The organism is Ruegeria sp. AF1 (assembly GCF_056542125.1).
The window spans coordinates 566,884-588,984 of sequence record NZ_JBQFZG010000001.1; the positions used below are offsets into that span (position 1 = coordinate 566,884).

Genomic DNA, 22,101 nt, shown 5'->3' on the forward strand with positions numbered 1-22,101 from the left:
GGAGTTCCGGCGACCAATTCTTTAAGCCTATTACGCCTCATCCTTTCCAAGCCCCTCCAGAAGGGGAACGAAACGGACCGACGTTAATTCGTCATAATCCAGACCATTTTCGGTGCGCGTCACTTTGATCAACTGCTGCACCGCGTCCGACTGGCCCACGGGTAGAACCATAATACCCCCGATTTTCAGCTGCGCCAAGAGCGGGCCCGGAGGATCCTCGGCTGCGGCTGTGACAATGATCCGGTCAAAAGGGGCTTGTTCCGGCAGGCCAAATGACCCGTCAGACAACATAGAAGTGATATTCGTCAGGCCCAGATCGGCAAACAGCTTGCTTGTTTCGCTCACCAACCGCCTGTGGCGTTCCACTGTATAGACCCGGCGGGCCAGTTTGGACAGGATCGCCGCTTGATAACCTGAACCTGTCCCAATCTCGAGCACCGTGTCCCGTGGTCCAACGTTCAGGGCCTGCGTCATCAGACCTACGACCGACGGTTGACTGATCGTCTGACCGCAGGAAATCGGCAACGGCATGTCCTCGTAAGCGCGCCCTGCGAACAGGCCGGTGACAAAGCGACCGCGGTCCACCTGCTCCATCGCAGCCAGCACGCGCGCATCCGTGACCCCCCGTTTGCGCAGGGCAAACAGGAATTGCATTACGGTTTCAGGGTCCAGTCCGCTCATTCGACCGCCTTCAATGCCTCCAGCATGTCATGCGCAGTCAGGTCAGCGCGCATCGGCGTGACCGAGATATAGCCTTCCAGATTGACGGCCGCATCCGTTCCGGGTGCGGTCGGATTGTGTTGATAGCCACCCTTGATCCACAGGAACCGTCGCCCCGAAGGCGAACTGTGCGGTTCGACCGAAAAACGCGTGTCGCGCCGAAACCCCTGCGCCGCAATCCGCGTGCCCAGAACATCGTCTGCCGGAACCGGTGGGAAATTCACGTTGTAGAACAGCCGGTAATCATCTTGTTCTGCCGGAGTTGCGTCCAGAATCCGGCGCACCAGATCTGCACCATACCGGGCGGCTGCCTCAAACGGGTCGTCAAGGCCCAGGTTGCGGGGGCCAAAATATTGCGACAGGGCAATCGCTGGGACGCCCTGCAATGCCGCTTCCATCGCGCCGCCGATCGTACCGGAATACAACGTGTTTTCAGCCGAGTTATTGCCCCTGTTCACGCCCGATAGAACCAGATCGGGAGGGGTATCCAACATAACGTCGTGAAGCCCTGCCAAAACACAATCCGCAGGTGAACCTTCGGCTGCAAAGCGCCGCTCGCCCAGCTTGGCGACCATCATCGGGTGGGTATAGCTGATGCAATGTCCGACCCCGGACTGTTCAAACGCGGGTGCGACCACCCAGACCTCTCCATCCGGTCCGGCCAGTTCAGCTGCAATCGCCTCAAGCGTGATCAAGCCCGGGGCATTGATCCCGTCGTCATTGGTCAGAAGAATTCGCATGTGCCCGATTTACCCCCGCGTTTGGCTCTTGATAGACCCGGGCCTGCGTTGCGGCAAGCGACGCGGCCCCGCAATCTGAGGTTTTCGCGCACCACTCGGGTGGAAATCGATGGATCAGCGCCTTGTTTCGGGGAAAACGAAGCACTTGTCGCGGCGGATGGTCAGCCACATCACCCGGCCCGGACTGGGCACAAACACGTTTGGAACCGTAGCCCTGAGGATCGAGCCATCATAGTCCATGCGAAACTCTACCAGGCTTTCATTTCCCAGAAATCGCGCGCGTTCGACGACACCACGGGCCGCAACACCGTCTGTTGGTGTCGGCAATGGCCCCCTGCCGTTGCGGTCAAAGTCCAGCTTGATGTGCTGAGGGCGAAAGACGATCTCGACATCCGTACCATTCGGAATGCCCGGTGCCAGGAACTGACCAAAGGGCGTATCCGCCAATGCGCCATTCACTTGCGCCCGCAAAACGTTGACATCACTGAAAAATGCCACCGCCGCCTTATCCGCGGGACGCGTATAGACGTTATAGGGCGCGCCCTGTTGCACGATCTTGCCACGCCGCATCAGGGCGATCTCGTCGGCCATGCGCATCGCTTCTTCCGGCTCGTGCGTGACCAGCAGTACAGCGGCATCTTCTTCCTTGAGAATGGCCAGCGTTTCGTCACGGATACCATCACGTAAACGGTTATCGAGGCCCGAAAAGGGCTCGTCCATCAGCATGATGCGCGGGCGCGGCGCCAGGGCACGCGCCAACGCCACGCGTTGTTGCTCGCCACCCGATAGTTGATGCGGAAAACCATCGATGAATCGCATCAGGTCGACCTTCTGCAACAACTCCTCGACCCGGGCGCGTTTTTCGTCCTTGCTGCCCTTCAGACCAAAGGCCACATTTTTAGCCACACTCAGATGCGGGAACAGCGCAAAGTCCTGAAACATCAGACCGATCTCGCGCCGTTCCGGAGGCACCCGGAAGACGGTGTCGCAGATCAGCTTGCCATCAACATAAATCTCACCCGAGTCCTGCATTTCGACCCCGGCGATCATGCGCAACGTGGTGGATTTCCCGCAGCCCGACGGCCCCAGCAGACAGGTCACCTTGCCTGCCTGAACGGTCAGTGAAACATCATCCACAACAACCCGGCCTTCAAACCGACGGATAATGTTGCGAATTTCCAGACGCGGTGGAATTGCGTTACCTGTCACCGATGGACCCCGTTACCTTTCCCGATCAAATCCATCGGGCTTGAGCGGGGATAGCAACCCCGCCCCTCAGGTGCAAGGGATCAGCAACACCCGCCAGAAGCGACAGATGCACCCATGGCTTCAAACGGGCTTTCGCCACCACAGCCTTCGAAAATACCATAATGGGTCGAAAAATCGCCGATAAAGTCAAAATGACGGGCAAATCGCGTTTCTTTCAGCATCATCCAGGTATTGCCGCAAACCGGAAACACCTTGCCGGCTTCTATAACGTGGTGGTCATCCAGACCAAATTCATGCGGTGCGTTTGGCACGGTTCCCTTATAGATCACGGCTTGCCCATAATCTTCACAAGCCGGTTCCAATGCAGGTAGTTTGAACAGACGGTATGTCGCGGACAGGAACTTCAACGGCGCAACACGCTCTTCCAGTACGGGATTTTCGATCGTCAGCGGACGATGTGTCACGCGGCGCGGGTCGCCGAAACCGGCCGTTCGAGCCATTGACAGGAAATCATTCCAATAAAGCGCGCCGGACAGGCACTCGCCATAAAGAACTTCGTCTTCGGCCATCGCCTGCGGAATACGGCGGTCTGCATAGACATCCGAGAAATACATCTCGCCGCCCTCTTTCAACAACCTATGTGCTCCGCGCAGAACCGCATTCTTATCCGTGGCCAGGTTGATGACACAGTTCGAGACGATGATATCGAACGATCCGGGTTCCAGATCAAGCTCATCCAGTTTTTCTATATAGCCGTGATGGAATTCCACATTGCTGCGGGCATATCCAAATGCCTCGGCGTGATAATCCTGATGAGCGCGGGCGACGTCCAGTTGTTCGGGCGTCATGTCGACACCCACTACCCGGCCCGTCTTACCGACCATGACGGACAAGGCATATACATCCCGCCCGGCCCCACACCCCAGATCTAGGATCGACGTGCCTTCAAGGTCAAGTGGGGCAATCAGACCGCAGCCATAGTAGCGAGTCAGAACGTCGTCATGAATCTTTGAAAGGATCTTTTTGACATGGTCGGGCATGTCGTCAGGCGTGCAGCACGCATTGGTCTGCAAGTCAGCACTGCTTTGCAGGACTTCACCATAATAGTTCTGCACCGATTCATGTTTCATCGCGCTTTTCCCTCGCAAATGGTCATGTACGAGCTAATGCAGCCACCGGGGGTTCGCAATCCGGGGAAGGCGTTTTTGACGAAAGCGTGAGCGGTCCCGCGCGGTTTTACCCAAGCAGGTCGAAGTCCACGCCTGCACGAATTTTGCCATTTACCTGAACCTCCAGCCGGTGCGCGCCGGGAACCAACTTGAACGTTGTGGCATCACCCTTCAACTTGTGGCGTTTTTCCAGCGTCAGTTTCCCGTTCTTCAAAGCCGCCTGCTTCAACTTGTGCACCTTGGCTGAGATTTTCCCGCCAGGTCTTTGAAAATGAATGATATAGTCAACCAGAACTGGCAGCTCTCCGACCCCTTTCAAAGCGACGGAAAAGGCCAGAGCGTCACCAATCTGAGCTTCCGAATTAAGGTTGACCGCGACCTCGATGTCCGCGTCCGGGTCATAGCCTAACATCTTCATTGCTTCGGGATGCCCCGCTTTCACAAGCCCGCGCAGGGTGTGTGACGTCATCCAGTCCAGTTCGTCCTGAGTCTGATGACCCTGGTTGCGCCACGCCTTCAGACGATCCAATACCAGATCCGGGTCTTTCTTGGTGATGTCATTCAGGTGATTGGATACGGACCGGGTGACATATCGCGTCGCATCTATGTGCAAATTGTCCAGCAACGGCAGCGGGTCCTGCAAACCCAATCCAACCGCCTGCCCCCATGGCAATCGGGGGCGCGTGCCTTCGCTGACCAACCTGCGCACATGGTAACTGTCATGAGAACACCAGTCCTGCATCCGCCGCAATACCCGGTCCGGGTCGTGGTTAAGGAACGGTCGGATTGCCCATTCCATGGAAAACCTCTGTGTCAGTTCCTCCATCACGTCCAATGCCAGATCGGTATGCTCAAGTCCTATGGTCGCCACCCACTCACCGACCGGCGCAAAGATGAAATCGCCAAAGTCGTCATCCGTCTTCGTCGGGTCCAAAGGTGCAGGCAAGGCACGCAGGATCGTCGGGGCAACAGCAGGCAAATCACCGGGTACCGCCTGTTGCAGGCATGTGGCGATCCAGATGATCCGATCCTTCAGCTCTAACTCCAGCAATCGCGACATGACCGCAGATCGGAATGCCGGGGCATCAAATTCTGCATGAGAATCGGAAAACAAACCGCTGAGATAATTTACTTTCTCAGCGTTGAACATCTGATCTTTCAACGAAAACCCTTGTGCCATGGTCACATCGTCAAATTGGTTGCGCCACCATCCAGTAGAATGTTCTGACCAACGATGAACCCCGCATGATGAGAGCACAGGAACGCGCAGGCAGCCCCGAATTCCTGCCGTGTTCCATAGCGTCGCGCGGGAATGGTTGCCGAACGGTTTGCGCGTGCGTCTTCGATCGAGATGCCTTGCTGGGAAGCCACGCCGCTGTCCAGCGCATCCGCACGATCCGTAGCGTGAATGCCGGGCAGCAGGTTGTTGATGGTCACGCCATGCGGTGCAACCTGGCGTGAAGTTCCTGCGACATATCCGGTCAAACCCGTGCGGGCTGCATTCGAAAGCCCCAGCACCGCAATTGGCGCGCGCACGGATTGTGAGGTGACGTTCACCACCCGCCCCCAACCTTTGTCCATCATTCCGGGAAGCAGCGCTTTCATGAACGCAATGGGGGTCAACATATTGGCATCCAGCGCCTTGATGAAATCATCACGCTCCCAATCCGCCCATAACCCCGGCGGCGGTCCACCGGCATTTGTCACAAGAATATCAACGCCCTGCGCCGCTTCGATCACCTTCGCCTGCCCTTCCGCAGTCGTCACGTCACAAGCGACTGTTTGTGCCTCGACGCCATGCTCTGACCTGAGGCGTGCCGCCTCGCTCTCCAAAGCGTCCGAACCACGCGCATTCATCACAAGATTTACGCCAGCCTCAGCCAAAGCCTCGGCACAGCCCAAACCCAGCCCTTTGCTACTGGCACAGACCAGCGCGCGCTTTCCTTTTATACCAAGATCCATCGGATCCTCCCTGTCAGTCATTGCCGCATGTCTAGCATCGGCCAGACAGGGAAGACCAGAAATGGCTTGGGATCAGTAGAAGAACTCTTCCCGCACGATCTTACCATCTGCGACGTGATAGACACCCACTTCACGCATATCGAAGGATTCGCCGGTTTCCTTTACCTTGCCCTGCACTTCAAAAATCACCGCAAAACGGTCTTCGCCGTGTACAAACGGATCGCTGACCGAAGCGCCCGAAACCTCGTGGGCGCCTTCCCACCATTCATGTTTGCCTCGGATCGCATCACGCCCCTGTATTTCGCGCCCCATGCCTGAGTAATCGACCGCTTCAACAGAAACTGCGTCTGACGCATACAATTTCTCAAGATTTTCCTTGGCGCGGTCCTCGCGGCAGCCGGCCACCAACTCGTTGGCAATCTCTTTCAAATCCATTGGTCTTCTCCACAATTTGTTCACTATATGTTCTTATTGCCATAAGCCTGTGATTCGAACCAGCCCCTTTGTCTTGCTTCGGCAGGATTCCCCGCCTATACGCGCGGTCATGCTTGATACCTCGAACCAACCTACCCTGCCGCCCGAGATTGCCCGTCGCCGGACATTCGCCATCATCTCGCACCCGGATGCGGGCAAGACGACGCTGACGGAAAAGTTCCTGCTTTACGGGGGAGCCATTCAGATGGCTGGTCAGGTGCGCGCCAAGGGCGAGGCACGGCGGACACGCTCGGACTTCATGCAGATGGAGAAGGATCGCGGCATCTCGGTCTCGGCCTCGGCAATGTCCTTCGATTACGGGAATTTCCGGTTCAATCTGGTGGACACGCCCGGCCACAGCGATTTCTCGGAAGATACCTACCGCACACTGACGGCCGTGGATGCGGCCGTGATGGTGATCGACGGCGCGAAGGGTGTCGAAAGCCAGACGCAAAAATTGTTCGAGGTCTGCCGCCTGCGCGATCTGCCGATTCTGACCTTTTGCAACAAGATGGACCGAGAAAGCCGCGATACGTTCGAGATCATCGACGAAATTCAAGAGATGCTGGCCATCGACGTCACCCCCGCCGCGTGGCCGATTGGCGTGGGTCGCGATTTTATCGGCTGTTACGACATGCTGCGTGACCGGCTGGAGCTGATGGACCGCGCCGACCGCAACAAGGTGGCCGAGAGCATCGAAATTAACGGGCTTGATGACCCGAAACTGTCGGAACATGTTCCTGCACACCTGCTGGAAAAGCTGCTGGAAGAGGTTGAGATGGCGCGCGAGTTGCTGCCCGCGCTGAACCCGCAGGCGGTGCTTGAAGGGCATATGACCCCGATCTGGTTCGGCTCGGCCATCAACTCGTTCGGCGTCAAGGAACTGATGGAAGGCATCGGCGCATATGGACCACAGCCGCAGGTGCAATCAGCCGAACCCCGCCAGATCTCTCCGGATGAAAAGAAGGTCGCGGGCTTTGTTTTCAAAGTTCAGGCCAATATGGACCCCAAGCATCGCGACCGGGTGGCATTTGTCCGCATGGCATCAGGCCATTTCAAACGCGGTATGAAACTGACCCATGTGCGGTCGAAAAAACCGATGGCGATTTCAAACCCGGTGCTGTTTCTGGCATCTGACCGGGAACTGGCTGAAGAGGCCTGGGCCGGAGACATCATCGGCATTCCCAACCACGGCCAGCTGCGCATCGGTGACACGCTGACCGAAGGTGAGGCGCTGCGCGTCACCGGCATCCCCTCTTTCGCGCCGGAACTGCTGCAAGGCGTCCGTGCGGGTGATCCGATGAAGGCCAAGCATCTGGAAAAGGCCCTAATGCAGTTTGCCGAAGAAGGCGCGGCAAAGGTGTTCAAACCTTCAATTGGGTCAGGCTTTATCGTGGGTGTCGTCGGCGCGCTGCAATTCGAGGTGCTCGCCAGCCGGATCGAGATGGAATACGGCTTGCCTGTGCGTTTCGAGGCGTCTCAGTTCACCTCGGCCCGCTGGGTCAGCGGTGACAAGGCTGAGGTCGAAAAGTTTGTGAATGCAAATAAGCAGCACATCGCGCACGACCATGACGGCGACATTGTCTATCTGACCCGGCTGCAATGGGACATCGACCGGGTGGTTCGGGACTATCCCGCCCTGAATCTGACCGCCACCAAAGAGATGATGGTGTGATCCAACTGACTGATTGCACAGCCGAGTCAGCCTGTGCAATTCTGCGCGCATGAACAAGGATGAACTGACTTTCCCCGGCGGTCTTCCAGACATGCTGGACAGGTATGAAAACCGGCGCAGCCCGTTTCAGTTCGGCACCACCTCTTTGCCTGACCTTGACATTGACCTTATTGAACTGGCCGGTCGAACATTGCCCGAAAGTGCGACTGTGCCCCCGCCGAAGCCCAGTACAAGTTGGGATCGCAAGCGTGCTCAGATTGCGCGGGAATTTGTCGGAAACTCGGAACTTGCCTTCCTGAATGCCCAGTTGATCTCGAACCTGCGAAAGCGGTCCTTCCCGCGTCACGCCCCGCTTCTGTTTTGCCGCCTTTGGGACGAACAGTCTGACCACCTTCTGTCCACGCTTGATTTGCGATGGCTGGTCTCGTCGGTTCAGACCTTTGCGGACCACGGTCAAACTGCAACTCAGCGCGAGGTTGGTCACGCTTTGCGCATGTTGTTCGGCATGATGAAGCTATATGAGTTCGAAAGGCGCTTTTCGGGGCTGACCCCGGAAACACCGTTTCAACACCAGAATTTGAAAAGTGTCCCGCTGCCCTATCAGATGAAAGGGTTTTCCCTTGGAAGTGGCGGACTGGATGTCAATCTGATTGCTCCGGTCTGGACCAAGGCCCTAAGCGATACCACCATCGCGCCGCTGGTCGATCACTTGATGACCGAGCTCAACAGAGATCCCGGCGGTATCTTTCGGCGCCTGAAACGCATGCGCGAAGTGCGCGCGCAGCGCACATGACCACATGGGGTGTCGTGTCGATGGTCAGGGGCCCGACCGAAGATGTCCTTCGGTTCGTGGCCCATCACCTCGATCTGGGCGCCGAGACCATCTATATCTATCTGGATGAACCGAACCAGCGCACGTTCGAGGCGCTGAAGGCACATCCCGGTGTTTGCGTAAAGGTTTGCGATGACGCCTATTGGCAAAAGCTAAAACGCACGCGACCGGAAAAGCACCAAGTTCGCCAATCGGTCAACGCAACATACACCTATCGCGACACGCACCTGGATTGGCTGGCCCATATCGATGTTGACGAGTTCCTGTGGTCGCCGACCCCAATCTCGGATGTGTTGCGCGATATCCCGGCCAAGGTTCACGCCGCCCGTGTCCGCCCAATCGAGGCGCTGGCAGGCGGTGAAGACCTGTACAAGGCTCATGTGCCACAAAGCCCGGCCCGTACAGAGTTGATTGAGATGCTTTATCCCAACTATGGGGCTTTCGTCCTTGGCGGGTTCCTCAGCCATGTACAGGGCAAGTTGTTTGTGCGCACGGGATTGAAACGTCTGAGTTTTCGTATCCACAACCTGTTTCAGAACGGGAAATTGCGGCCGTGCAATTACGAGCTTGCACAGGTCGATCTATGCCACCGCCACGCGCCGGACTGGGATCACTGGATCGCACACTATCCGTTCCGCATGGATCGCGGCTCGTATCAGGCTGGTATGGCTCCGAATGCCCCTCGCGAGATGGGCGGGCTGAACAAGAATGAATTGCTCAGCTGGATTGAAAGCGAACACGGCGAGGATGGGCTGCGCGCGTTCTTCAACGAGATGAGCGGCGCTGACCCAGAAGTCCGCGCCCGGCTGGAGCAGAATGGGCTGATCCGCCACCGCGCATTGAATCTGGACGGGAAACTGGCGAAACACTTTCCCGGAAGCTGCTGAATTGTTGCGCAAAACTCGAACCTGTTTCAATCAAACCAAGATTCTGCGGTCTTCATTTGACCCCGACCCACGTATTTGTTATGTCCGCGTCCAAGCCGATATGCCGCATCACGGGCATGGCCATCCGGGCCCGGCACATCTTATACGCGCGGGCCAGGTCAAGTGTCCGCATTAAACCGGACTTACATGACAAAATTTAACGAACTGAACCTGAACCCGAAGGTCCTCAAAGCCATTGAGGAAGCCGGATACGAAACCCCAACTCCGATCCAGGCAGGTGCGATTCCACCCGCATTGGAAGGGCGCGATGTTTTGGGCATTGCCCAGACTGGTACTGGCAAAACCGCCAGCTTTGTTCTGCCGATGATCACACTGTTGGCCCGCGGTCGCGCACGTGCACGCATGCCACGTTCGTTGGTCTTATGCCCCACGCGTGAGCTGGCAGCGCAGGTAGCGGAGAACTTCGACACCTACACCAAGCACCTGAAACTGACCAAAGCACTGTTGATCGGCGGCGTCAGCTTCAAGGAACAGGATGCCCTGATCGACCGGGGCGTCGACGTTCTGATCGCCACGCCGGGCCGTCTTCTGGATCATTTCGAGCGCGGCAAACTGTTGCTGACCGGTGTTCAGATCATGGTGGTGGATGAGGCGGACCGGATGCTGGATATGGGGTTCATCCCCGATATCGAGCGCATCTTCTCACTGACACCATTCACCCGGCAGACCCTGTTCTTCTCGGCGACAATGGCATCCGAGATCGAGCGGATCACCGATACGTTCCTGTCGGCCCCTGCCCGGATCGAAGTGGCCCGGCAGGCCACCGCATCCGAAACCATTGAACAGAGCGTCGTCATGTTCAAAGGTGGGCGCCGTGACCGCGAGGCCAGCAACAAGCGCGGCCTTCTGCGCGCGCTGATCGATGCCGAAGGTGACAAATGCACCAACGCGATCATCTTCTGCAACCGCAAGACAGATGTCGACATCTGCGCCAAGTCGCTGAAGAAATACGGTTACGACGCCGCCGCCATCCATGGCGATCTGGACCAGTCGCAGCGGATGAAAACATTGGATGGATTCCGTGACGGGTCCTTGCGCCTGCTGGTCGCCTCAGACGTGGCGGCACGCGGTCTGGATGTTCCGGCTGTCAGCCATGTGTTCAACTTCGACGTCCCCAGCCACCCCGAGGATTATGTGCACCGCATTGGCCGCACCGGTCGCGCCGGGCGCGAAGGCAAGGCCATCACAATCTGCTCGGGACGCGACGAAAAAGCACTGGTTGCGATCGAAAAGCTGATCCAGAAAGACATCCCGCGCATAGACAACCCGGTTCAGGAAGAGCCCAAGCCCGAACAGCCGAAGCCCGAGAAAAAGGCTAAGGCCCCCGAAAGCATGAAAGAAGGTAAAAAATATCGCGAGCCGAAGGGGCACAGTCGTGGGCGCAAGGAAGGCACCGGCCAGACCGTCGTGGGCATGGGAGATCACCTGCCCAGCTTCATCGCGCTTAGCTTTGACGAGCGTCGCGCCAGCTAGATTGCCAGCACAAGCGCTAAAATCGAGAACCCAAGCAACATCATCCCGGCGATCTCGCGCCGGGTGATCGTTTCTCGGAAGAATAGGATCGAAGCCATGAGGCTAAAGATCAGCTCTACCTGCCCCAGAGCTTTGACGTAAGCCGCATTCTGCAAGGTGAAGGCCCAGAACCAGCAAAACGAGCCACCGAGGCTGGTCAGGCCGACGAACACTCCGGTATTCCGCGTCTGCCAGACTGCGTGCAGTTCTGCGCGGTCGCGCCACAGCAGCCATATCCCCATGCTGGTAAACTGGAATGTCACCACCACTGCCAGTGTTACCAGCGCCCGGAACCACGCATCGATATCGCCCAGTTGCAGTGAAGCCCCACGATAGCTGACGGCGGAAAACGCAAACAAAACACCTGATCCAAGCCCCAATTGCGAAGCCCGATTGGTCAGATGGCGCCACCAGGGTCCGTCCCCTCCGGGTGTTTTTGACAACAAAAGCACAGCCATCAACCCCAACAGGATCGCGATCAATGCGCCGCGCGATACACTGTCCCCCAAGACCAAAAAGCCAACAATCGCGGTCTGGATCACTTCGGTTTTCTTGAAGGTAATTCCAACGGCAAAATTGCGTTGTTTGAACAGCGCCACCACGCAGATCGTAGCAAGGATTTGCGCTGTCCCGCCGATAACCGCGTAAAGCCAGAACAAACTGCTGAGCTGGGGCATACTCGCCCCAGTTAACTGCAACGCAACACATAGCCCGATAACGGCCAACGGCATAGAATAGGCAAACCGCGCAAAAGTTGCACCTGCAGCAGACAGCTTCACGCTGGCCAGGGACTTTTGCAGCATGAAACGCACAGTCTGAAAACTGGCGGCGGCTATGGTGACAGGAATCCAGAGACTCATGCCACCCGTTGTGTCGATAAATCAAGGCTTTGGCCAGAGAGGATGTGGCACAGGGTCTTTTGCGCGAACGAAATACTGCCGGAAGATCTGTGTATAGGACCGGTAAACATAAGCCTCATTGCAAGCCAAGTACCTGTCCTTTCCGTCCCGGTACAATGCAGGTAGGCGATACCAAGGAGCGGCCGGATTCATATGATGAACGACGTGCAGGTTATTGTTCAGAAAAAGAAAAGCCAAAGGTCCGCGATCTTCGATGATTACCGTGCGGGCGCGGGATTTTTCATGTGCACGATGTTCAAGAAACGTGCGGATCTTCAAAAGCGACAACCCCAGATAGGCTGCGATCAGATAGGCCCAGGCCGGCATGGCCGATTGCGCAACCACCCACAGCACCGCCGCCGCACCGGGCAAATGCAAAGCCCATCCTAGCAGGATCGCCTTGTCCCCGCGCATAAATCCACGCCATTCGTCCCGCATAAACAGAACCTGACCAAGAGCAGGACCCAACACCATCCGCCCCAACAGCGTGTTGTTCAGGCTCAAGATCATCTGCGCCAGCCGCGGCAATCCCGACCAGATATGCGGATCCAGATAATTCGATTCCGGGTCGTCATAAGGGTCCGTCAGGGTGGCATCCTGATGATGCGCCAGATGCAGGTCCCGAAAGCGGCTATACGGAATGGCCAATGTCAACGGCAGTGCCATCAACGTCTCGTTCAGCCATTTGGCACGAAAGGGGTGCCCATGCAGGGCTTCATGCGTCAGTGACGAATGCAGAGCCGCAACGACACCCAGAGCCGGGACTGCCAACCACAAGGATGCAAGCGCCAACCAAAACAAACCGGCAAGCCATGCCGCATAACACAAGACAATCAGGAATAACGTGCCCCATTCGGGTGATTTGGGTGCAGTGGGATCAGCCATTTCGTCCCCACGAAATGTTCGCCCAGATTCTTTCGTAAATCACGTACATCGTCAGGCCGATGGCCGTGTTCACCAACGCCAGCGCCCCTCCTACAGCGGCCGAGCCTGTTGCCAACAAGCCCACCATTGTCATGATCGCCAACCCCATCGCATTCCAAACGATTGCTTTCACGACTGATCTTCGCCGCGTTTCCATTCCGAACCCCGTTCCTTTTTCTTACTCAAAAGCGTTACATCCGGACCCCAGTATTGGAAATTCTGAATATGATTAACAAAATTCAACAACAGTGATAAAAATCATGACATGCAGGTAAATATCGACAAGCGCGATCGCGCCTCCCAGTTTCGTCTCCGCCTAGCCCGCGCGATGGAAGAGCGCCATGTCAGCCAAAGTGCCCTTGCGCGCTATATTGGCGTTGACCGCTCGACCGTTTCCCAATTGCTGACAGATAATGGTGCTCGGTTGCCCAACGCACATGTTGTTGGCGGATGCGCAGCGGCGCTTGGTGTATCGGCCGACTGGTTGCTGAGCCTTTCCGACAGGCCGGAAAGCGCGGCTGAGCTTCTGGCAAGCTCGCTGACCTTTACCGAGGCCCCCCGCGCCCTTGTCGATGAACGTATCTTCGAGTGGCATCAGGAGGCCGCCGGGTACAAAATCCGCTATGTCCCGGCCACCTTGCCCGACATGCTCAAGACGCGTGCGATACTGGAATGGGAATACGCCCCGCATCTGGGCCGGACCGCTGATCAAGCCATCGGCGCGTCGGCGGATCGTCTGACTTGGATGCGCAGCGCCCAGTCGGACTATGAGATCGCCATGCCGTTATTCGAAATCGAAAGCTTTGCAAACGGCACCGGGTATTATCAAGATCTCAGCCCAGAGGTTCGGCTGGAACAGATCGATCACCTGTTGGCGCTGTGCGAACAGCTCTATCCGCGGATGCGCATCTATCTGTTTGACGCAAAACGGCTTTATTCGGCACCGGTAACGATTTTCGGCCCGCTACTCTGTGTATTCTACGCGGGAAGTCACTATATGGCCTTCCGCGACCGGGATCGGATCGAGACATTCTCACGCCATTTCGACACGCTGGTACGTGAGGCCGAAGTGGTCGCCCGGGATTTTCCAAACCACCTGCGTTGCCTCAGAACGGCGGTTTCCCGCGACGGGTGATGCAGCAGCGCTCAACCTGTGCTATTTTACTATGGCGCGAACCATAAGGCATTCCGAACACAGACGGAGGAGCACAGGAATGGACGCAATTCAAACCGCTCAATACGCACGTGCACTTTTTGCCGCCCATGGAGACCAAGCCGAGGCCGAAGCCGCGAAAAAAATGCGCGACTGCGAAGCTGCCGGGAATCGGCAAGAGGCCCAGGACTGGCAAGCGGTCCGTCGGACCATCCGCCAGATCCGTGGTCCAAACCAAGGCTGAGTTACAGTTTCGGGTCCGGGTTGACCGTGTGACCATCCACCGCGATCACCTGACCTGAAACCAGACGTGCCGCATCCGAGGCAAGGAATACTGCCATATTGGCGACATCCTGCGCTTCGATGAAGCGCCCCATTGAGGTGCCAGAGGCATAGCCCTGATAGACCTCGTCACGGGTCATGCCCTTGGCTGCGGCTTCACGGGTCAGGACGCCTTCCATCCGAGGGCCTTCAACTGCGCCCGGACAAATGGCATTGGCACGAATGCCATAGGGCCCCAACTCCATGGCCAGCGTCTTCATCAACCCAATGACGGCCCATTTTGCCGACGCATAGGGCGCACGGAACGGGTAGCCATACTGCCCGGCTGTCGACGAGGTCAGAATTATACTGCCCGCCCGCGCCGATTTCATCAGCGGCGCTGCATATTTTGCCGCCAGAAAAGCACCGTCCAGATTGACCGCGACACAAGCACGCCACGCGTCCAGATCAATTTCCTCAATAGCATTTGTCGGGCCGGCAATACCGGCATTGGCGCAGAGCACATCCAACCCGCCCGTCGACCTGATGGCGTTAAATACCGCGCGCATGTCAGCCTCGTCCGCAACATCCGCTCGGTGCCTGGTCCAATGTTCGGGCAAAGAATCCAACGCCGCCTGATCGATATCCGTGACCCGGACGTCATAGCCAACAGCGTCAAACGCCTCGGCCATGGCCCGGCCGACGCCTGACGCGCCAGCCGTCACCAGAACCCGGCGCGTCATGAAGGCTTCCTGATCGCCGCGCCTGCGCCTTCGGGGTAAGGCAACCCGGCCTGAGCCTCGGCAACCCGCGTCATAGCTACCTCAATTTCAGCAGATGGCGGGCTGGGGCGACGGGTTTCCAGACTGACATGCAGCAGAAAACTTTCGCCCGTGGCCAGCAGCTTGTCGCCCTCGTACATGCTGTGGAACACGTGCAGCTTCTTCCCCTGCCCCAACAGCATCTGCGTGCGCACGTCGATTTTGGCACCAGCATGAGCTTCATCCACATAACGGATATGGTTCTCCGCCGTGAAATAGCTGCCACCCGAGGCGATGTAATCCGCATCGCATCCAATGATTTCCATGAACCGATCGGTGGCGGCGGCAAAGGCTTCCAGATATTTCGCTTCGTTCATGTGGCCGTTGTAATCCGTCCAGTCCAGAGGAACAGCCCGCGACAGGGTCAGGATGGGCTGGCTCAGGTCCGCTTGATCCAGCGTCGGCAGCGCTCCGGGTTTCAACCGTGCATCATGTTGGTTCAGCACCGCACCCGCGCCGTAATTCTGCGCCTTGAGGGCCCGCATCATACCGACAAGGTTGTTATCGCGAATGCGCTCCAGCTCTCGGATCGAATGCATCCCGGATTGTGCGTCAGATTGATTGGCGATCAAATCGACCAGTTCGTCAGTGAACTCGGGAACATCCATCAACTTGGTCCAAGGCCATTTCAAGGCAGGCCCGAACTGCGCCATGAAATGCCGCATCCCCGCCTCGCCCCCGGCCACGCGGTAGGTTTCGAACAGACCCATCTGCGCCCAGCGGATGCCGAAACCCATACGGATGGCCTCGTCAATTTCTTCGGTTGTCGCGATGCCATCCTTGACCAGCCAAAGCGCCTCGCGCCAGACAGCTTCCAGGAACCGGTCGGCGATATGCGCATCGATCTCTTTTCGGACATGCAACGGGAAGAACCCAAGCGATTTCAACAGGTCCTGGGCCTGTTTGATCATCTCGGGCGGGTTCTTGTCCGTTGGTACAAGCTCGATCAAAGGTAGCAGGTAAACCGGGTTGAAGGGGTGCGTCACCACGATCTGCTCGGGGCGCAGCGCTCCGTCCTGAAGTTCGGACGGCTTGAACCCGCTTGTCGAGGATCCAATGATCGCGCCCGGATCGCAAGCCTCCTGCAAGCCTTTGTAAACCTTCAGTTTCAGATCCAGACGCTCCGGCACGCTCTCCTGTATCCAACGCGCACCCTTAACCGCTTCGGCCATGTCGCTGTGAAAGCTCAGCGCACCCTCGGCTGGCAACGGAACGTCACTCAGCCCCGGCAAGGACCGTCTTGCGTTGTCCAACACCTCGCCAATCTTGCGTTCCGCCTCGGGATCAGGGTCAAACACCCGCACATCCCAGCCATTGAGCAGGAACCGCGCAGCCCATCCGCCGCCGATAACTCCGCCCCCAATAATTGCCGCCGTTTTCATGATTCCCCACCTACTGGCTGCTCATGTTTCATCTTTTTAGAAATACTCCGGGGGCTTGGGGGCTGGCCCCCAAAAACCTGCGTGTCCATTATTTTGCAACAGGTGCCTGCTTGGTCAGCCCCAGCTTCGCACGGACTTCGTCAGGGCCGATCACGCGCGCGCCCATATTCTCGATGATGGATCCTGCACGTTCCACCAGTTGCCAGTTCTCGGCCATTACGCCCTTATCCAGCCACAGGTTGTCCTCAAGCCCAACGCGCACATTGCCGCCCGCCAGAACCGAAGCCGCGACAAACGGCATCTCGTTCCGTCCCAGCGAAAACGCGCTGAAGGTCCAGTCATCCGGCACGTTGTTCACCATCGCCATAAAGGTATTCAGATCATCCGGCGCGCCCCACGGTACCCCCATGCACAGCTGGACCAGAGCGTTGGGTGCCAGAATCCCTTCCTTCACCAGTTGCTTTGCAAACCACAGGTGGCCAGTGTCAAAGGCTTCGATCTCGGGCTTGACACCCAGATCGGTCATCATCTTGCCCATGGCGCGCAATGCTCCGGGCGTATTCGTCATAACATAATCTGCCTCGGCAAAGTTCATTGTGCCGCAGTCCAGGGTGCAAATTTCGGGCAAACATTCTGCAATATGCGCCACGCGTTCCGATGCTCCGACCATGTCCGTGCCCGCGGCCACTGGAAACGGGTTTTCAACACCGCCGAACACGATATCGCCGCCCATCCCGGCCGTCAGATTCAATACGACGTCCACATCAGCGTCGCGGATGCGGTCCGTTACCTCGCGATACAGATCCAGCCGGCGGCTTGGCACGCCGGTCTCAGGGTCACGCACGTGGCAGTGAACCACTGCCGCCCCGGCCTTGGCGGCGGCAATCGCGCTGTCGGCGATCTGCCGCGGTGACCGCGGCACATGCGGACTGCGGTCCTGCGTTCCGCCCGAGCCGGTTACGGCACAGGTAATGAAGACTTCGCGGTTCATTTCCAGAGGCATGGTGTTTTCCCCAAGTTATACCCGGTTCTGCCTTGGGTTTTCCCCAGGCTTTTCCCCGGATTCCGATTTGCGTTCTGACCCGACTCTGGCGCAGCTTTGGGAAACCCACTTGGCAATATGCGAATCAAACTTGATGAAATCCGCAAAAAACATACTGCAACCGGAACACCGCGCCCTAAAAACTGCGGTGCTTGTACTGGACGAATGCAACACGCTCAGCTTTGCCTCTGCGGTGGACCCGATGCGGGCCGCGAACCGTCTGGCGGACCGCCCGGCCTTTGACTGGGACTATGTGACCGCGACGCCAGAACCCGCGGTGCTTACCAGTGCGTTGCAAGTGCCCGGTATCCCACTGGCCCGGTTGCAATCCTGCGACCTGATGATCGTGGTCGCCGGTTTCCAACTGGCCCGCCACGCCACCCCCAGCCTGCTGGCTGGTCTGCGGCGCATCGCGGGCACAGGCGCAACGATGGCAGGCATTGATGGCGGCCCGTGGCTCCTGGCCGAGGCCGGGCTACTGGATGGCCATCTGGCAACAACCCATTGGGAAGACCTCGAAAATTTTGCCACCCGGTTTCCCGAAGTTGATGTGCGCACTGATCGCTTCACCGTTTCCGGCAACCGCCTGACTTCGGGTGGCGCAATTCCGGCTGTAGAAATGATGCTGCACATCATCGCCGCCCGTCACGGCGCAAGTTTCGCCGCGCGCGTTGCAGGCCTGTTCCTTTACGATGGCGCTCCGGACCCCGGAAAACCGCAAAGCCGCACAGGCGCGCCACATCGCCACACAGCGCTGACGGCCAAGGCCAACTCGATGATGCAGGCGTCACTGGATGATCCCCTGCCGCTGGCCTTTATCGCAGACCGCCTGGGCACCAGCCCACGGACGCTGCAACAACAGTTCCGCCTGCGCCTGAACACCACGCCGCAGGACCACTATCTGCAACTGCGCCTGGCCGAGGCCCGCCGTCTGGTCACCGACACCGACATGCCATTGATGGATGTGGCACTCGCCACCGGCTTCGCCTCACAATCCAGCTTTGCCCGCGCTTTCCGCACCGCCCACGGTCAATCGGCCCGCGACCTGAGACACGAACGCGCGCATCCCACCCATCACTGACCGGATCCCCCTTCATCTGGCCAAAAATATCCCGGGGGCGTCGCCAAAGGCGACGGGGCCAGAGCCCCTAAAACGGCATCGGGTGCGCCCGATGCGCCCTGCCGATCTCGGCCAACACATCCTTGGATAATTCTAGATCCACGCCCGCCAGAAGATGATCCAGCTGCGCGACGGTCGTGGCCCCGAAGATTGCCGACATCATGAAAGGGCGCGTCCGGCACCACGCCAGCGCCATATGCACCGGATCCAGACCATGCCGCGCGGCGATGTCCAGATAAGCTGCAACCGCCTCGAAAACACGACCGGATTTCCGGCCGCCCATCTCTGGCACAAATGACATACGCGATCCGTCGGGCACGCAGTCGTTTTGGTACTTTCCGGTCAAAAATCCTGCTGCCAAAGGGGAAAACGCCATCAGCCCAACATCTTCATGCACACTCAACTCACCCAGGTCGGTGTCGAAATGGCGGCACAGCAATGAATATTCGTTCTGCACAGATGCCACACGCGGCGCCCCCATCTGTTCGGCCAGCCGCAGCCATTGCGCGGTTCCCCAAGCACTTTCATTCGACAGGCCAAAGGCACGGATATTGCCCTTGTCCACCTGAGCCTGCAGTGCCTCAAGGCATTCCTGCATGTTGCTCAGCACTTCGTCTGTGTATTCGCCAGACGGCGCATAATCCCAATTCTGCCGAAACATATAGCTGCCCCGATTGGGCCAGTGGAACTGGTAGAGGTCGATGTACCCGGTCTGCAATCGTCGCAAAGACCCCTCAATCGCTTCGGGTATGGTGCGGGCGGTGATCGGCGCACCATCACGGACAAAGGACAGCCCCGCGCCGGAATGCTTGGTCGCCAGAACATAATCACCCCGGCGGGTAGGATTGGCGGCATTCCAGTTTCCCAAAATCTCTTCGGTGCGCCCGATCGTTTCCTTCGCGACAGGGTTCACCGGGTACATTTCGGCCGCGTCGACAAAGTTGATCCCCGCGTCCAGCGCCATATCCATCTGCCGGTGCGCATCCGTTTCAGATGTTTGAGAGCCAAATGTCATCGTGCCAAGGCACAGATCGCTCACCATAATTCCGGTACGGCCCAAAGGCTTCTTCTGCATCGTCGTATCTCCTGAAAATTGCGGGCCGGTCAGGCTTCGGCCTTTTTCTCCCACCGCCCGGACTCCTCCGACCAGTATTGTGCGGAACATCCGGCATCCGTCAGCGCTTTCCACTGCCCGCGCGCGTGTTGTACAGCCATGTCGTCATTGCCATCGAACAGGATACAAACCCGTTCCAGCGCGGCGACTTCTTCCGCCTCGACCGGCGCTCCATCCACGGCCATGATGCAGGTCGCGCCATTTCCCGCCACGGCGCTGGTGGTCAGCAGGATCGGCTGGTCCGCGTCATGCGGACCGCCTGCGCGACCATGGGGCAGGAACCCGTCCTCGGGTCCCAGCCAAAGTTTTTCATCCAGCCAGTCCATCCGTGCAGGGTCAGTACCCCGCACGGCTATCCGCCACCCGGATTGCCGCGCCTTGTCCAGCAGCGCAGGCAAGGTGTGCTCCAGCGGCTGGCGGGTCAGGTGGTAGAAATAGACAGCGCCCATATGCCTACTCGAAATTGTCCTGCACAAACCGGCTCAGTGCGCGTACGCCCCAGCCGGTGGCGCCTTTGGGCGCATAAGATGTCTCGTCGGCAACCGAGGCGACCCCCGCAATATCCAGGTGAATCCACGGCGTTTCCTCTTTCACGAAACGCTGCAGGAATTGCGCGGCGGTGACTGAACCCGCGGGACGACCGCCCACGTTTTTCATGTCGGCAATGCGCGATTTCAGCAATTTGTCATAGGCATCGCCCAATGGCATCCGCCAGGCGCCTTCATCCTCGGCCTTGGCTGATTTCAGAAAGGCATCGCAGAATGTGTCATTGTTCGAAAAGACACCAGCATTCTCATGGCCCAACCCGATAATGATCGCACCGGTCAAAGTTGCCAAGTCGATCATGCCGACCGGCTTGAACCGTTCCTGCGCGTACCACATCACGTCACACAGAACCAGGCGGCCCTCGGCGTCAGTGTTGATAATCTCGACCGTATCACCTTTCATAGACCTGACCACATCACCCGGACGGGTGGCGTTACCCGAGGGCATATTTTCGACCAGACCAACCAGCCCCACGACATTGGCTTTTGCCTTGCGCTTGGCCAGCGCGCGCATGGCGCCCGCAACAACTCCGGCTCCGCCCATGTCCATGGTCATCTCTTCCATGCCAGCAGCTGGTTTGAGCGAGATACCACCCGTGTCGAACACTACGCCTTTTCCGACCAAAGCCAGAGGCGCGTCGTCCTTGGCCCCGCCATTCCACTGCATCACCACCACTTTCGAAGGGCTGTCCGAGCCCTGCCCGACGCTTAGCAATGTGCGCATTCCCAACTCGGCCAGCTTGTCTTCGTCCAGCACTTCGACCTCAAGACCCAGCTCCTGCATCTCAACCAGACGGTCCGCGAATTCGGTAGTGGTCAAAACATTTGCCGGTTCATTGGTCAGATCGCGCGTCATCCGAACGCCATCAGCAATTGCATAGAGAGGTGCAAAATCTGCCTCGATCTCTGCAGGCTTTGCGTGGCTGATTGTCACTGTACCGGCCTTCTGGCTTTCCTTGGTTTTATGCGCGTCGAATTCATAGCTGCGCAGAACAATCCCCAGTGCCAGATCCTCGGCCCGCGCCTGATTGCCCACCATCACCAGCATGTCCTTGCCGCCTGCCAGCTTAGCCAGCGCCGCACCTGCCTTGCGGGCTTCGGCGGCCTCGGGGCGACGTGGCAGAACCAGAACATCCAGCGCCTCAGCCGCCATTCCGGCGGGCCATGCCATCGAGATGACATCACCTGTCTTGGACTTTCTGAAACTCTCGCTTTCAACAAGCCGCGCCAACCCGCCCTTTGTCAGACGGTTCGCCTTGCGGGCTGCCGGGCCCATCTTACCGTCATCCGGAATGATGATGGCGACGCGCCCTCCGGCCTGCGCCATAGCCTCCAGGTCAAACTCCTGAAAACGGATCGGTATCAGACTGCTCATTGTACACTCCTCGAATTCTGTTCCCCAAGACCTAGCCCGCAGGGCACGCGTTGACCAGATAGCAGTTTTCCCTGCCTTTCAATTGCATTAAGGTCCCGAAAAAATGACCGGCAGGCTCGGGGGAGAAAGACGTGGTACGAGAGGGCAGGCATACGCCATCGCGCACAGCATTGCGCAGGCGCGATATCGGCCCGAAGCCTCGCACTACAGGCACTGCGGGGTCGT

The 22,101-nt window shown here is 58.2% G+C and carries 23 protein-coding genes; 7 read left to right on the forward strand and 16 right to left on the reverse strand.

The features are described 5' to 3' along the window. Positions 1-30: 30 nt before the first annotated feature. The 7 genes from ACR0BK_RS02760 to ACR0BK_RS02790 all read right to left on the reverse strand — a co-directional run bounded on the left by ACR0BK_RS02760 (position 31) and on the right by ACR0BK_RS02790 (position 6,235). Positions 31-681: a protein-L-isoaspartate(D-aspartate) O-methyltransferase gene (locus ACR0BK_RS02760; RefSeq protein ID WP_480517287.1), complete on the reverse strand. Its 651-nt coding sequence runs from the start codon at positions 679-681 to the stop codon at positions 31-33. Then, complete coding sequence (surE, locus tag ACR0BK_RS02765; protein WP_480473150.1) at positions 678-1,460, reverse strand: 5'/3'-nucleotidase SurE; 783 nt, start codon at positions 1,458-1,460, stop codon at positions 678-680. The genes ACR0BK_RS02760 and surE overlap by 4 nt, the downstream gene beginning before the upstream one ends. A 114-nt stretch (positions 1,461-1,574) precedes the next feature. Beyond that, complete coding sequence (locus ACR0BK_RS02770; RefSeq protein WP_480517756.1) at positions 1,575-2,642, reverse strand: ABC transporter ATP-binding protein; 1,068 nt, start codon at positions 2,640-2,642, stop codon at positions 1,575-1,577. A 107-nt stretch (positions 2,643-2,749) separates the two neighbouring features. Then, on the reverse strand, positions 2,750-3,799 hold the full coding sequence (locus ACR0BK_RS02775) for a methyltransferase domain-containing protein (RefSeq protein ID WP_480553708.1): 1,050 nt from the start codon (positions 3,797-3,799) through the stop codon (positions 2,750-2,752). Positions 3,800-3,905: 106 nt separating this feature from the next. Continuing rightward, positions 3,906-5,018 (reverse strand): hypothetical protein, encoded by a 1,113-nt coding sequence (locus ACR0BK_RS02780; RefSeq protein ID WP_480476759.1) that lies wholly within the window; start codon positions 5,016-5,018, stop codon positions 3,906-3,908. Positions 5,019-5,020: 2 nt separating this feature from the next. Then, positions 5,021-5,800: an SDR family oxidoreductase gene (locus ACR0BK_RS02785; protein WP_480553887.1), complete on the reverse strand. Its 780-nt coding sequence runs from the start codon at positions 5,798-5,800 to the stop codon at positions 5,021-5,023. A gap of 72 nt (positions 5,801-5,872) precedes the next feature. Next, positions 5,873-6,235 carry a SnoaL-like domain-containing protein gene (locus ACR0BK_RS02790; protein WP_480517297.1) on the reverse strand — a complete coding sequence of 121 codons (363 nt, stop codon included), beginning with the start codon at positions 6,233-6,235 and terminating at the stop codon, positions 5,873-5,875. A gap of 109 nt (positions 6,236-6,344) precedes the next feature. On the opposite strand from ACR0BK_RS02790, the gene ACR0BK_RS02795 reads away from it, so the two are divergent. The 4 genes from ACR0BK_RS02795 to ACR0BK_RS02810 all read left to right on the forward strand — a co-directional run bounded on the left by ACR0BK_RS02795 (position 6,345) and on the right by ACR0BK_RS02810 (position 11,201). Next, a complete protein-coding gene (locus ACR0BK_RS02795; RefSeq protein WP_480517299.1) occupies positions 6,345-7,949 on the forward strand; it encodes a peptide chain release factor 3 in 1,605 nt (534 codons plus the stop codon). A gap of 49 nt (positions 7,950-7,998) precedes the next feature. After that, a complete protein-coding gene (locus tag ACR0BK_RS02800) occupies positions 7,999-8,742 on the forward strand; it encodes a hypothetical protein (protein ID WP_480553709.1) in 744 nt (247 codons plus the stop codon). Then, positions 8,739-9,668, forward strand: coding sequence for a glycosyltransferase family 2 protein (locus ACR0BK_RS02805; protein WP_480553710.1), 930 nt, complete (start codon positions 8,739-8,741; stop codon positions 9,666-9,668). The genes ACR0BK_RS02800 and ACR0BK_RS02805 overlap by 4 nt, the downstream gene beginning before the upstream one ends. Positions 9,669-9,854: 186 nt before the next feature. Then, entirely contained in the window at positions 9,855-11,201 is a 1,347-nt protein-coding gene (locus tag ACR0BK_RS02810; protein WP_480553711.1) for a DEAD/DEAH box helicase, read from the forward strand. Here the strand turns inward: ACR0BK_RS02810 and ACR0BK_RS02815 are convergent. The 3 genes from ACR0BK_RS02815 to ACR0BK_RS02825 are packed head-to-tail and all read right to left on the reverse strand — an operon-like array spanning position 11,198 to position 13,220. Further along, positions 11,198-12,100, reverse strand: a complete 903-nt coding sequence (locus tag ACR0BK_RS02815) for an EamA family transporter (protein ID WP_480553712.1) — start codon at positions 12,098-12,100, stop codon at positions 11,198-11,200. The two genes, ACR0BK_RS02810 and ACR0BK_RS02815, sit on opposite strands and share 4 nt — an antisense overlap. Before the next feature lie 21 nt (positions 12,101-12,121). After that, positions 12,122-13,024: a fatty acid desaturase gene (locus ACR0BK_RS02820; protein WP_480553713.1), complete on the reverse strand. Its 903-nt coding sequence runs from the start codon at positions 13,022-13,024 to the stop codon at positions 12,122-12,124. Continuing rightward, positions 13,017-13,220, reverse strand: coding sequence for a DUF2061 domain-containing protein (locus ACR0BK_RS02825; protein WP_267366130.1), 204 nt, complete (start codon positions 13,218-13,220; stop codon positions 13,017-13,019). The genes ACR0BK_RS02820 and ACR0BK_RS02825 overlap by 8 nt, the downstream gene beginning before the upstream one ends. 108 nt (positions 13,221-13,328) lie before the next feature. Between ACR0BK_RS02825 and ACR0BK_RS02830 the strand changes: the two genes are divergently transcribed. Together ACR0BK_RS02830 and ACR0BK_RS02835 are read left to right on the forward strand one after the other, a co-directional pair. After that, a complete protein-coding gene (locus ACR0BK_RS02830) occupies positions 13,329-14,198 on the forward strand; it encodes a helix-turn-helix domain-containing protein (RefSeq protein ID WP_480553714.1) in 870 nt (289 codons plus the stop codon). Positions 14,199-14,277: 79 nt separating this feature from the next. Next, positions 14,278-14,460 (forward strand): hypothetical protein, encoded by a 183-nt coding sequence (locus ACR0BK_RS02835; protein WP_480493037.1) that lies wholly within the window; start codon positions 14,278-14,280, stop codon positions 14,458-14,460. A 1-nt stretch (position 14,461) separates the two neighbouring features. Here ACR0BK_RS02835 and ACR0BK_RS02840 read toward each other — a convergent pair whose 3' ends face one another. From ACR0BK_RS02840 to bcoG, 3 genes are all read right to left on the reverse strand, one after another. Then, positions 14,462-15,220: an SDR family oxidoreductase gene (locus ACR0BK_RS02840; RefSeq protein WP_480553715.1), complete on the reverse strand. Its 759-nt coding sequence runs from the start codon at positions 15,218-15,220 to the stop codon at positions 14,462-14,464. Then, on the reverse strand, positions 15,217-16,683 hold the full coding sequence (locus ACR0BK_RS02845; RefSeq protein ID WP_480553888.1) for a carnitine 3-dehydrogenase: 1,467 nt from the start codon (positions 16,681-16,683) through the stop codon (positions 15,217-15,219). Before ACR0BK_RS02845 ends, ACR0BK_RS02840 begins: the two co-directional genes overlap by 4 nt. 85 nt (positions 16,684-16,768) lie before the next feature. After that, a complete protein-coding gene (bcoG, locus tag ACR0BK_RS02850; RefSeq protein WP_480517312.1) occupies positions 16,769-17,683 on the reverse strand; it encodes a 3-dehydrocarnitine:acetyl-CoA trimethylamine transferase BcoG in 915 nt (304 codons plus the stop codon). Positions 17,684-17,816: 133 nt separating this feature from the next. Between bcoG and ACR0BK_RS02855 the strand changes: the two genes are divergently transcribed. Continuing rightward, positions 17,817-18,803, forward strand: a complete 987-nt coding sequence (locus ACR0BK_RS02855) for a GlxA family transcriptional regulator (RefSeq protein ID WP_480517314.1) — start codon at positions 17,817-17,819, stop codon at positions 18,801-18,803. 67 nt (positions 18,804-18,870) lie between these two features. Here ACR0BK_RS02855 and ACR0BK_RS02860 read toward each other — a convergent pair whose 3' ends face one another. Genes ACR0BK_RS02860 through ACR0BK_RS02870 form a run of 3 tightly spaced genes read right to left on the reverse strand, consistent with a single transcriptional unit; the run spans position 18,871 to position 21,876 of the window. Further along, positions 18,871-19,917 carry an aldo/keto reductase gene (locus ACR0BK_RS02860; protein ID WP_480517316.1) on the reverse strand — a complete coding sequence of 349 codons (1,047 nt, stop codon included), beginning with the start codon at positions 19,915-19,917 and terminating at the stop codon, positions 18,871-18,873. A 29-nt stretch (positions 19,918-19,946) separates the two neighbouring features. Then, complete coding sequence (locus ACR0BK_RS02865; RefSeq protein WP_480553716.1) at positions 19,947-20,405, reverse strand: DNA polymerase III subunit chi; 459 nt, start codon at positions 20,403-20,405, stop codon at positions 19,947-19,949. 4 nt (positions 20,406-20,409) lie between these two features. Beyond that, the gene (locus ACR0BK_RS02870; protein ID WP_480517317.1) at positions 20,410-21,876 is read right to left on the reverse strand and encodes a leucyl aminopeptidase; all 1,467 of its coding nucleotides are present in this window, start codon (positions 21,874-21,876) and stop codon (positions 20,410-20,412) included. Positions 21,877-22,101: the final 225 nt, after the last annotated feature.